We start from the raw sequence: 12,399 nt of genomic DNA, 5'->3' as shown, positions 1-12,399 counted from the left end.
GCGGCTCGAAGGTGCCAGCTCGGTCCCGAGGCGTCTCAAGTTCGAATGCACCAGTAGGCCCTTTGACCGTTTTAGTGGATTTACCGTTCTTACGATTGGGCTCGGAGCTTTCAGCTAAGTGGTTTTCCAGCTCAGCCTTCATTGCGGCTTCAGTGAGCTGTTTTATCAACGGGGTGAGCGCTCCATCTTTACCAGTGAGGTTTTTGCCGTCCTGAAGCGCTTTCAATACAGAATCTAAATCAAATTTTTGTGTAGTCATGAGTCATTGCTCTTTTTGTATCTTAACTTATCGAAATGACACAGAAAATTGAACACTACCTCGGCGCGTGCAGCATCCAGATAAAACATAATTACTGATTTGGAAGTGCAGTGGAAACAAGTACAGGCATGCACTGTGGAACTGTAGAGGGTACACTTGAGAGCCGCCCCACCATACATCAAACTCCTTAACTATCTGGGTAGTAGTATAATTTACGTGGTGTTATTGGCTGTGTTACAGTGAATTCGTGTGTTTTGAGCGCTTAGTTCAATCGCACACCCGGTTTAAATCTGAAAACGGCTAACGCCAGAGGAAAACACAATGAACACTCCCCCTGTAGAGCTAATTTTAGCTAATACACGCTCGACCGTTGTACGACACAAATTGCCATCTACGACTTACGGTGCCAAAGACGAACTACTCAGGATCATGCGTAACGCGTATGACATGGGTGAATTTGCTCGAAATATTTATATGTTTGCCATCGACGGTGCTCCTGATGCATCGAGAAAAAACTACATTGGGTTGCTGGTCGAATATGACAACGATCATTTTGATTTGTTCGACCGTTGCAAAATCAATATTGGCAATAGAAGCCGGGAGCATGAAGTTACCTCGCTGCTGAGAAGTATGTCATTGCTGGCCAACTACAATCACATAGTGTACACAACGAAGCGGATCCCGCATACCATCAGCAACATGCCACCATTAGAAGCCGCCTGTGTTATCAAAATGCAGGCCATGAAGCCATTGCTATCAAACTGGCATGCGTTCACGTCGACCTGCCAGGAAGACTATACGCTCATTAGTAAATCGGTTTTTGCGGAAAAAGAGTGGGACAGCTTATACCCCAAAGCTAAGATGGCGATCCGAACGGTTGAGATGGTATCCCTTTCAGACATGATGGACAGAGCAGGGGAGTTTGAATGCCTCAGGTTAGGCCGGTTAGGGGTATCTCGCAAGCGCGTGGTCGTTGGTGTGTCAAATATGCAAGCCACGGTATGTGTTGTAGATAAAGAAGCTTTGCCAGCCGTGATAGAGAATATCGGGCGGGGGGCATCCCTCTATGTTTATGAAGATATGCTGCCGGAATCGCTCACGACGAGTCCAGGCCAGCGAGTGCTTTCGATCAACAAAATTCATTGTGTTGCGTTTACAGAGAAAACGCAAAACTGGGTGTAACAGGTTAAGCCAGGTACCTAGATGCCTGGTCCTATCTATGGAAAAGAAATATGTCAACTACGATAGCTGATGAAATAAAACATCTGACCAGTGAGCAGATCGAAGAACTCTATGAGAAGTACCGATCAGGAGAGAAAAACCAGACACTCATTGAGGAATATGGCCTGGCTTGCACTCCTCAGAATCTGTACAAGGTGTTCCCACCCATCATGCAAAACGACATGATCTGTCCGACCTGTAATATCCCGATGTATGAGCCAAGGCAGACCAAAAGTAATAATTTAAGAACACGAGCTTACTTTTGCTGCAAGTGCCAGCATAAGCGTCCTGTCTATGAGGATCATTTTAACACTGTCTATTGTACTTGTGATGCATGTGTTCAGGATCGATTAGATGAGAAGGCGCGTCTAGAGCAGGAAAAGGTAGAACGAATAAACCAGCAGTATGCATTGGAGCAATATAGCACTTACCCCTACTCATCTTTGAACTTTATGGATAAGTGCTATTTGCTGGCGCTTTGTCAGATGCAAGGCAAAATGGGCAATGATGTTCTGAAGCCGGTGGCATTCCACCATGCCCGGTTCACTCCGACAGAAACGATGGACAGGCAAATTATAGAGTCACTGTATGAAAAACAAATCTTGCTTGTTAATCCAGATTCACAGTTAGATGCGTTCTCCGAATCGGGGGAACATATGGCTTTTTATTTAACTGAGGTAAGTTGGGTTGTAAACGTAGCTGGCACAACTGGAAATCGATTGTCATTGGATGAAGTACAGGAAATGCTACTTGCTGATTTATCAGCATACCCGAATGAGATTTATAAAGACGATATTAAACAATTTATCTTCGAGCTGGCGGAAGCAGATCTTGAACGGTACGTCACAGAGCTGCTTATTTCGTTCAGGTTACCGGCCCCCCCAGATAAAACGAAGCTTTCACTCAGAGAAATACTGAATCACTTTTCTGTCGCACAGGCGTACTATTTTTGTTTTTTGGCGGCCAGAAGCGCACGGGAGTTTTATTCAGATGGAGCAAAAAGCAGACAACATGCCGTCAATTCCATACCCAATAGGCTACTGACTTTGAAAAACCGCGCTTTAATGGATAAATGGGATGTGAAAGGCTATAAGTGGGACAGAGACGCATCTTACAGTCAGTTGGGCAATACATTTTACGGGGTATTGTGTCCAGATGCGCCGGACGTGGCATTTTTAGAGTGCCCGGCCACGCTTTGGGAGAATGTGATCTCGCAACGCTTTCCGACATCAAAAAGCGAAGAGTGCACCTTTGCCTGCCCTGAGTGCGGATCTGTCGATCACCGCTTTAGTGGGGATATGAAATTGCTCCTAATGACCTGCAACGGATGTGGTTTTGAGGCGGGATTTACAGAGCTGGAAGTAGAAGCACCTGAACCCGACATGACTGAAAAGATGGAACACAGCACTTGAAACTAATGTGCTGGCCAACCCAGAGCCACCACATATACAAGTTGGTGGCCTACCTCCGCTACAAAAAAGAGTGCCGAGCTCAGTCATTCAACAGCTTCATTGCATTGGCCACCGAGGCCAATTCCTCGCTACGCAACGATAAATATGGCTTGAACACAAAGGCTTCTTCATAGTCATACGTGATGTACCCTATAGCTTGCCCATTAATACTCACTTGACGATCAAGCCCGCATGATGATTGCTCAATGGAAACTTGTGGGGAGTCGATGTGTGCTGCCTTTGCCAATGTTTTCCCAGGGAGGTACTTTAGTTTTATCTCAAGTTCTACGCCATAAAGGCTCATGTCTAGCGCCGGATTTTTACCAGTGTCATTTAACTCAATCATTAATGAAACGAGACGCCCCAAAAACTCACCTGTCGGCTGCTCCAGGTTACCCATCGATGTTTTTTCATGTTCCATCACTCACTCCTGACATTTGCTGTAAACATTGAAAGTAACACGACCCGAAAAACAGTTAAGCTATTGATATTAAATAAATATACAAATATACCATTAAACATTTATATATTTTGGGTAGATCAAGGGGAAGATTGCAATATTCCATTCTCAATGTCTGCTCCATGTTATTGCAAACACACTGGTCCGTGTGACTTTATCAGTAGCATCAAAACATTAAATACAGAAAATACGTATTGAAATGAAAACGCGTCAAGCATATATTTTACGTAATTAATGCAGCTTACGTAAAAGGTGGTACAGTTTGGAATTTCGATATCCTGCCGCAGTCGCGGAAACTAATGCAGAGTCCCTGGAATACCTAACCAAGAACCTGGCAGACAAAGAGGCTGGAAAGATAGCTTTTGAAAAGCTGGTCAATGAACTGGGCAATGCTGTAGATAGCTATCCAGAGTGGCACCCAATTATTACGCTCCCCCCTTCCGATGATGACGGTCGTTATGTAGGCCAAATTGATGCTTATAAAGAAGCCGATCACACGCAGACCTTTGTAAAAGGGTTTGTCACCTGCCCTTACTCGTCAGATTCTGCTGATAGACTCGTTAACTCGGTGAATGAAATAGCGCCAGGGCAACTTCACGCTTACCGATTTGAACATTCGTTATACCACGATATGGCATATCCCGTTGTTGTTGTAGCGTTAGACATAGAACTTGAAGCGGATGGTACGATCAGAAGCAGAGACGCGCTTGCATGGTGCGCGCAAAAGCTGGTCAAACATGCCCGTGATGCACAGGTAGCAGAGACATGGTGGAACATCAGGGGAGAACTACTTGGTTCGCCTCACGGCTCCCGCTCATCAGTACTTGTGAATCAACATACGGGAATTCACATGCGCAAGATACTTGAAGCGCTGAATAATAGCGGTATGTACGGTCCAATAAAGGAAGTATCACTGGACATGCTACCTGCAAAAAAACGGACAAAGATTAGCGAAACCTTGTTAAATGCAGCCCTCAATAGCAGACCTGAAACTGGCAGTTGCAAATTCGAGTTCAACCTTAGGGATGAGACCTGTAAAGCTGAAATTAAAGACACATGGGGTGATGGAACAGAGCTCAGTATTCGCGTGAACATTGGAGAGTATGATTTATACACATCAGGGTACTATTATCCAAACAGGAAGCTTATAGAAACTTCAGACCCCAAAGGAAAACGCGCATTGGCTGAGAAATTCTTATAGCCAAGAATCGTAGGTGATGTCTTTGGGGGCTGAGTGGCACTGTCACATATGGCAGAGATTTTATAGCGGCAACAGTGCAGTCTCCATGTGAAATAGTTCCAACTAAATCGGCGTTCAGTGAGCGCTTTTTTCTTGTGCATCGAGATCTGCGTGGTGTGTTAATAACACTCGTGTAACCATACAAGATTGGGCAGCTAAGGACTGTTGTGACCCGTTTTGCTACTTGCTCCCCCGAACATGCGTATTGGTCCAAATTTCCATAATGCTGGTCCACAAAAAATAGAATACTGGCCGTAAAAATCAGAATCGCGGTCCAAATCCCACATAATATGCAGCTGCATATTATGCTCAAATCATCCACCCATTCTATTCGGCCTGGACCAAACTCTGAAATTTGTGGACCACAATTATGGGCAGCGGACCTGTGGTCTGATCTGGGTTAACGGCAAAAAGTGGATGAAATAGATTTTGTTAAGTGGGTTTGGATATACGAAGAAGTAAGGCGCCGCGCTAAATTTTCTGACGCTTTCAGAAGCAGTCTTTCCATGAAGCAGGGTAAGTTGGTGTGTGTGCATTGGCTCAGGTAATAGTAATAAAGCAGGCATGTGAGCGAGTTAAAATCTGACTGGTTACTTAGCTGGTCAAGATATTTGAATGTTGGCCAGGCATTGTCTGTGCTTAGTTTATTGGGGAGGATAACCCTTCGTTTAAATTGAGTTATGAAATACGGCAGCGGAATGTACTTCAACTCATGTTGCATAGTAGGCCCGTCAATATATTTTCCGAGGGTTAGTAACTCAAAAATTACATGATCCAGTAGCTTATGCGCTTTTGGGAACATGGCTTCAATTCTTTCAATTTTATGGCGACTTCTTATAGGCTGCCCTTGATTTTTTAAATACCAGAAGCACGATTTTTCTTCGCTTAAGATGGCGTTATCGTTGCCTGACAGTTTAAATGCTCTGACTAGTTGTGCCACAGACGATACATGGGCTCGCTTTATTAAATATTGAACAAGTCCGGACGTTGCCAGCCTCTTAAATTCAGGTGCTACCCGCGGGTAATATCTAAGTTGTAATGGGTACATAATACTCAACTTAACAGCGCAAATATTGCTCTATTTTGGTGCAAGCCAACAAAACAAATGTATTTACTATGCATTTGTGTTGTTTTCCGGGCGCATAACTTCTCGCTGTAGTTCTGCCTAAACAATTGTTTTAAATACTCATTCCTTAGCACTAATCCCGGTTCAGTTCACCCTGGTCATTTTGCTTGCCGAACCTAGTGTTATTTCGCAACAAACTACAGATATGTTGTTATTTTTCAATGTGATAACGCTATTTGCACTTAGCGGTTGGCGTCTAGTCTTAGATATTATATCTCAAATAAGGTGTGGCAATGCATGATAACGTAGACGAAGACATAGAGAGGCTCGCCCATGCCTTGGAGCGCGATTTATATGAGCTGTACAAAACCCCGATGCTGTCAGGCGAAAAGCTGCAAATGGCGCTAGGGTTTAGCAGCCTTGATGCATACAGGCAGGCGTTAACACGTAAAAAATTACCGGTACCTGTTTTCAGGCTTGAAGACAGGCACGGTTATTACGCATTGGTAAAAGATGTTGCGGCATGGCTGGCAACGCAAGCGGTTAATGCGAGGAGAGACAATATAAAGCGTAAATAAATTTGTAGGTGCATAAAGCGAAAAACCTCGCGACTGGTACTCGCAAGGTTTTTCAAATCAGTGTCTATTTTCTCGAACAGACACTGTTAGCTTAGCCCAAGATTCGGTTATGTCAAATATTGGTGTTCTCATCAGTAGTGGCATTGTGCGCCTGTTTTTCACATTGTAAACAGGAGATCAAAGATGAATTCTGTCGCCAGAGTGCGTGAATTACTGCGCATCCGATCTAAAACGAATTACAGCAATCGCAAATTAGCCGAAATGCTGGGTTGCTCTCACCAGACTGTCGGGCGAGATTTAAAACTGATAACTCAGTTGTCATTAACGTATGAGCAAGTGGCTCAACGTGATGACGATGAGCTCATCCTGTTATTGGCGCCGTGGGCCCCACTGGCGTTGCAAAAAAAGCGGTTGCCGGACTTTGCAGTCTGGGTCAAAGCGCTGACAAAGAAACATCAGACAATCTACAATTTAATTGCCTTATATACCAGAGAAGATCCTGCAACAGCCTATGCACCCAGCACGCTCTATCAACATTTCAAAGAGTATTTGAAGACTACCAAACTGGAAGCATTGTTAGAACATTGTCCTGGCGAGGAAGCTCAGTTCGATTTCTGTGGCGAAATAGTGTGCTTGTCTCCTTATAATTCAGCTAAAAAGGTCTGGTATTCTGTGTTCGTTGGCGTACTGTGCTACTCAAAATACTTTCTTGCCTATGCAACTCCAGGTCAAACAACCAACGATTGGATCGCTGGAACAAAAGCCTTTTTTAACTACATTGGAGGTGTACCTCAAATTGGCATACCGGACAACCCTAAAGCCGTTGCTGCCCAGCCTCGGCCAAACCTGAAACTCAATCTCATGTACGCTGCCTTCGTGGAACACTATGGATTTATTGCTATGCCGGCAAGGCCCGGTGAGCCCAGAGATAAGGGAATTGTTGAAGAAACCGTTAGATTTGTCACTGAGCGGGTTTTGGTCAATATGCAGTCTATGGCGTTCCGGACTTCAGATGAAATAAACGATTACCTCAGAAAAGAGTGCGATAAGCTGAACGCCCTGCAATTTCAAAAGCGTTCCGTATCTCGACGTGAGTTATTTGAAAGTGGCGATAAACCAGCACTAACGGCATTGCCCGCCAAACCCTTTAAACCAATCGAGCATGCTTTTGGCTGTACCATTCCCAGCAATTATCGGGTTATGTTTGAGGAGCACCTATATTCTGTGCCCTGGCGGTGGGCGAATAATAAAGCAGAGGTCATTATTACACAAGACGAAGTAACTATCAGACATGCCAATAAATTCCCTGTTGTGCATAAACGCTCGTTCGAAAAAGGCAAGGAAACGGTCGAAACACGTCATCTTCATGCCAGTCACAAAGGCATGGTACGGCTACCACAGTCCGAGTTTACTCGTTGGGCTGAAACTGTCGGGGAACAAACAACACAATTTATTCAGCAACTGTTTGCTGGTAAAGCTGATGGAGATATTGTCGCCAACAAGGCGTGTAAATCAGTGCAATCGTTAGCAAATAAATATACCGCTGAAGAAATGGAAGAGGCGGCTCGTTATTGCATTACTTACGATAAATATTCTCCTACATCTTTGCGGCACACACTGGCATCTCGTCTTTATGAGGATACTGGCGCGGATATATCGCTTGTTGGTAAGCATAAGAATTTACACGCTCCGCAGCACTTTCAGAATATGGGGAGGTCGTCATGAATATTAAACTTGTGGCCAAAAAGTACGCTGATCTGAAATGGCTGGGGGCTGCACAGATGATTGAGAAGCTCCAGTTGCAGGAGCCTATTTCTACGACAGCTGTCTGTAATGTGCTGAACGATATCGCCGTTTCACAGGAAAATTATTTTGCCGTTAGTAGACAGGCAAGGCTTAAAAAGGCCGCTAAGCTAAGGTGGCCTGATGCGCTGGTTGAGGACTTCGACTATCGCTGTGAAACGCAGGAAGTGCAATACCTCATTGACAAGGCGTGTGAAACCGATTGGGTTAAAGGGCATTCCCATCAAGTAATGACCGGCAGCTCAGGTACAGGCAAAACCACATTGGCATGCGGGATTGCCAATAAGCTATTAATGCACGGATATAGTGTTCGAATGTGGCGTTTTAACGACCTGGTATTCGACCTTGCGTTACATGAAAAAGAGGGTACGCATCCGCAGTTTTTAAGAAAACTCAGTAAATTTAATGTCTTAGTCATTGATGACTGGGCCTTGTTCCCACTTACCAATAAACAACGACAAATGCTGTATGAGTTAATTGAGCGCCGCGAACAAGTTGGCTCACTGATGATCACGAGTCAATATGATTTCGACAAATGGCATGAAGCAATTGGTGAACAGACGATTGCCGATGCTGTGTTAGATCGTATTGCGTCAATGGCTGAGCGAATTGCATTGCGTGGTGATCCGAAGCGCAAATCGCACAGAGCAAAAGGAGGTAACTCATGAAATCTAATTTTCCTCCCTGTGTATATGCTGAAACGTTGCTGGAATTACCGAACTTATCGGCATCAGATACACATGTTGCAGAGCAATACCTACCAATGATTGTGGAGTATTACAAGCAAAGCTTATTAACGCACCAGAAAGCTTTAAGCTATCTTGAGACAGTCTATGGCATATCTTCAGCTGTTGCACTGGAGCACAGTATTGGCTACTCCGATCGTTCATTGGGGCTGGAGTTACCAAGTGCAAAAGATAACGCTGGTGAAATATTGCGAGGAAGCCTTAAGCGGCTGCGTGTGTTTAAAGGAACCGGACATGAAGCTTTTCGGGGTTGTATCGTCGTGCCTGTCATGTCAGGTGATAGTATTGCGGGTTTTTACGCTGAGCGGATTAACAGAGTGTGCAGAAAAGCCAAATCACAATACTTTGTCAGGTTATATCCTCATTGCTTGTTTGCTACGTCGCAATGTGATGGCCATCCTGAGGTTTACTTGTGTGCGAGCCCACTGCTTGCTATCCAACTTACAGAGTCTATCCATCAGCCCGCTTTTGCAACCGATCATAGTTTTAATGTGAGAGGCGAGGACTGCGCGTATTTGGCGGATGCTGGTGTAGATCGCGTCATTGTGGTTGCACAATCACATACAGCGCCGGAGCACCTTAAGCAACTTACGCGCAGGCTGAAAAAGTTTGACCTCAAATACCGGAAAATAGATAACTTCACGGAGGTGGTATATGGCACGGCATGATCCATTAACCTTTGTGGCCGCGCTCAAGGCATACGAGAAACATTGCCTGGCTGAGGGATTGTCAAAAAATACGGTTGGGAATAAACGCTGTAACATCGAGATGTTTATCAATTGGGCGCGGGCTGACGGCATAGATTCGCCAGAAGAAGTGACGAAACAGATAGGTGAACATTACAAAGCGTATTTGGTCGAATATATTTCGCCGCACACAGGGCGTGCGTTGAAAAAGTCCACGCGAAGAAAAAGGGTTTCTGATGTCAGAGTATTTTTTGCCGAGCTTACCTACCTCGATCACTTTGAGGTTAATCCACTGCACCGTTTGAGGTTGCCTAAGGCTCCACGGCCTATGGTAACGGCGCTGCTGTCTCAAGAAGACCTTGAACGTGTGGTGGCTGAAACGAAAGTCATGGGGTTGAGGGGGCTCAGGGATAGAGCTATTTTGGAGTGTTATTACGCCACGGCTGTACGTCGAAATGAACTCGGTCATCTTAAGCTCAGCGACTTGAAGTTTGAGCGGGAACAGGTACTCATCGTCAATGGTAAAGGCGACAAAACCCGGTATGTGCCCCTGGCCCCCAGAACCGCCAGCTGGCTCAGGGCATACTGCGAATATGTTCGCCCCAGATTGATGAATTTAAAATCTGGAACAACGGTGTTTTTGGACAATCATGGTCTGGCATTCAGGCCACACCAATTAACAGCGTTAGTTAAGAAGTATCTGTTAAGCGCAGGTGTTGAAGTTGGTGCGGCCTGCAATGCGTTTCGACATAGCGCAGCCACACACATGCTTGAAAATGGCGCTGATTGTCGTGAACTACAGGAATACCTGGGGCACGCGGATTTGTCTACAACCCAAGTCTACCTGGAGGTTACTCAATCCCAGCTTAAGAAAACGTATGCCAAAACACACCCAGCGGCCCTAGCCGGAAAACGACTGCTTAAAGGAGAAGTCGACTCGTATTTGTATCACCTGTCGTAAGTGCTCGCTGGTTATAATCCTTTTCTTCTCTTGAGAGGTTTGTAACCGGTGTACTTTGCTATTTGTATACTCTGCTTGAGCAAACCATGGCATTAAAGCCTTAAAAGTATGGTACATTAAAACCTATAAATGACAAATCATCAAAACCTATATATGATAAGGCATTAAAACCTATAGATCGAAATATGAAACTAAGCCGTATTTCGAGCAACCGTGGGCGAGAACATGAACGACATATCACAAAAATTAGCAGATTCGCTTGAGCAATTACAGCTGCTTCAGGAATCAGGAGTTGTTGCTATTCAGTCAAAGCAGCTTAGCCGGGTGCACCGAGAGCGGCTTTTAAAGCATGGATTTATTCGCGAAGTCATTCGAGGCTGGTATATACCGGCAATGCCAGATGAAAAACCTGGCGACAGCACCTCCTGGTATACTTCCTTCTGGGACTTTTGTGGTGCTTATTTATCAGAACGCTTCGAACAGTCCTGGAGCCTCTCGCCGGAGCAGTCAATTAGCCTGCATATTGGCGACAGAACCGTACCTCAGCAATTGCTAGTGCGCTCACCAAAAGGAAATAACAAACCCACAGCCTTTTTGCATAACACCTCGATTTTTGATGTTAGGCTGAACTTGCCCGACGCTGAGCACATTGAAAATTTAGAGGGGCTTAACGTTTACAGCTTGGCTGCCGCTTTGGTCTATTGCTCGGCTAACCAGTTTCAACAGACACCAATTCAAATGCGTACCGCCTTATCTATGGTGACTGATGCCTCTGATGTGTTATCCGTTTTACTTGCGGGTAATCACAGTGTAATTGCGGGCCGGTTAGTGGGCGCTTTTAGAAATATTGGCCGAGATTTGATAGCAGACAATATACTTAAAGGCATGCAAGCGGCCGATTTGAAAGTATATGAAGAAGACCCTTTTGAGGACAAGGCGTTGGTCAGTTTCGGTCGCCGTGATGTCTCACCCTATGTGAATCGAATGCGGTTAATGTGGGCACAAATGCGTGAAAATGTGATTGTGCACTTTCCTTCAGCCTTAAGCCGAACCATCGACATTGAAACGTATATGGCTGAAGTAGAAGACAAATATGTCACAGACGCTTACCACTCACTGTCCATTGAAGGTTATCGGGTAACTCGCGAATTAATAGAGCTGGTTCGTTCTGGTAATTGGCAAGCCGAGGGCTCAGACGAGAGTAAAAAGCACTTGGATGCCATGGCCGCCAAAGGGTACTGGGATGCATTTCAGGAAGTAAAAAAAGCGGTTAGATCAGTGTTAGAAGGCAGAAATTCCGGTGACGTGTTGGAACAAGCGCACAGTGACTGGTACTTAGCTTTATTTGGTCCCAGTGTGGCTGCCGGTATTATTAAGCAATCTGATTTGGCTGGTTATCGGACAGGGCCTGTCTATATCCGCCAGTCTATGCATACGCCACCCAATCGAGAAGCAGTCCGCGACATGATGCCGACATTGTTCGACTTACTTGCTGAAGAAGAAAATGCAGCAGTTAGGGTTGTACTGGGACACTTCATTTTCGTCTACATTCATCCTTACTTTGATGGCAACGGCAGAATGGGAAGATTCATTATGAATTTAATGATGGCCGCAGGCGGATTCCCCTGGACAGTTGTACCTGTAGAACGACGAGATGAATATATGGAGGCACTGGAAGCTGCCAGTGTTGGACAAGATATTGTGCCATTCACAAAGTTTTTAGCCTCACTGCTACCGACATCTTAACTTATTAAAAGGAGGAATGTTTTTCTCTTTTGATGGATCGTAAAGCCTGATCGCCCATATGAATGGTCGAGTGTACGATGCAGAAACGGGCCGGTTTATGCAGGCGGATCCGGTGGTGCAGGCGCCTTCGAATCTTCAGAATTACAATGCTTACTCGTATGTGCTGAATAATCCGCTGAGTT

The 12,399-nt window shown here is 45.1% G+C and carries 12 protein-coding genes; 10 read left to right on the top strand and 2 right to left on the bottom strand.

All coding sequences use genetic code 11. The features are described 5' to 3' along the window. Positions 1-259, bottom strand: a 259-nt coding sequence (locus tag MHN33_RS23500) for a transposase (RefSeq protein WP_239401881.1), incomplete at its 3' end; no start/stop codon positions are given. A gap of 321 nt (positions 260-580) precedes the next feature. Between MHN33_RS23500 and MHN33_RS23495 the strand changes: the two genes are divergently transcribed. Beyond that, positions 581-1,441, top strand: coding sequence for a hypothetical protein (locus tag MHN33_RS23495; protein ID WP_239401879.1), 861 nt, complete (start codon positions 581-583; stop codon positions 1,439-1,441). Positions 1,442-1,491: 50 nt separating this feature from the next. Beyond that, positions 1,492-2,892, top strand: coding sequence for a hypothetical protein (locus MHN33_RS23490; protein ID WP_239401877.1), 1,401 nt, complete (start codon positions 1,492-1,494; stop codon positions 2,890-2,892). Positions 2,893-2,971: 79 nt separating this feature from the next. Here the strand turns inward: MHN33_RS23490 and MHN33_RS23485 are convergent, their stop codons facing one another. Then, the gene (locus tag MHN33_RS23485; RefSeq protein WP_239401875.1) at positions 2,972-3,352 is read right to left on the bottom strand and encodes a hypothetical protein; all 381 of its coding nucleotides are present in this window, start codon (positions 3,350-3,352) and stop codon (positions 2,972-2,974) included. A 301-nt stretch (positions 3,353-3,653) separates the two neighbouring features. Here MHN33_RS23485 and MHN33_RS23480 point away from each other — a divergent pair, with 301 nt between their 5' ends. The 8 genes from MHN33_RS23480 to MHN33_RS23445 all read left to right on the top strand — a co-directional run. Then, a complete protein-coding gene (locus tag MHN33_RS23480) occupies positions 3,654-4,592 on the top strand; it encodes a hypothetical protein (RefSeq protein ID WP_239401873.1) in 939 nt (312 codons plus the stop codon). A gap of 1,398 nt (positions 4,593-5,990) precedes the next feature. Then, the gene (locus MHN33_RS23475) at positions 5,991-6,275 is read left to right on the top strand and encodes a hypothetical protein (protein WP_046005451.1); all 285 of its coding nucleotides are present in this window, start codon (positions 5,991-5,993) and stop codon (positions 6,273-6,275) included. A gap of 183 nt (positions 6,276-6,458) precedes the next feature. Beyond that, positions 6,459-8,000, top strand: a complete 1,542-nt coding sequence (gene istA / locus MHN33_RS23470; protein ID WP_239401871.1) for an IS21 family transposase — start codon at positions 6,459-6,461, stop codon at positions 7,998-8,000. After that, positions 7,997-8,746: an ATP-binding protein gene (locus MHN33_RS23465; protein WP_239401869.1), complete on the top strand. Its 750-nt coding sequence runs from the start codon at positions 7,997-7,999 to the stop codon at positions 8,744-8,746. Before istA ends, MHN33_RS23465 begins: the two co-directional genes overlap by 4 nt. Next, positions 8,743-9,492, top strand: a complete 750-nt coding sequence (locus MHN33_RS23460) for a hypothetical protein (protein WP_239401867.1) — start codon at positions 8,743-8,745, stop codon at positions 9,490-9,492. The genes MHN33_RS23465 and MHN33_RS23460 overlap by 4 nt, the downstream gene beginning before the upstream one ends. Beyond that, positions 9,479-10,471, top strand: coding sequence for a tyrosine-type recombinase/integrase (locus tag MHN33_RS23455; RefSeq protein ID WP_239401865.1), 993 nt, complete (start codon positions 9,479-9,481; stop codon positions 10,469-10,471). Before MHN33_RS23460 ends, MHN33_RS23455 begins: the two co-directional genes overlap by 14 nt. A gap of 225 nt (positions 10,472-10,696) precedes the next feature. Further along, complete coding sequence (locus MHN33_RS23450) at positions 10,697-12,217, top strand: Fic family protein (protein WP_239401863.1); 1,521 nt, start codon at positions 10,697-10,699, stop codon at positions 12,215-12,217. A gap of 58 nt (positions 12,218-12,275) precedes the next feature. Further along, positions 12,276-12,399: RHS repeat-associated core domain-containing protein (locus tag MHN33_RS23445; RefSeq protein WP_275443043.1), on the top strand; the 124-nt coding region annotated here is incomplete at its 3' end.

Origin of the sequence: Pseudoalteromonas sp. OOF1S-7, from assembly GCF_022347765.1 — a bacterium.
Lineage (GTDB): Bacteria > Pseudomonadota > Gammaproteobacteria > Enterobacterales > Alteromonadaceae > Pseudoalteromonas.
The sequence above is the reverse complement of the archived record's forward strand: the minus strand, read 5'-3'. Positions and strand labels throughout refer to the sequence as shown.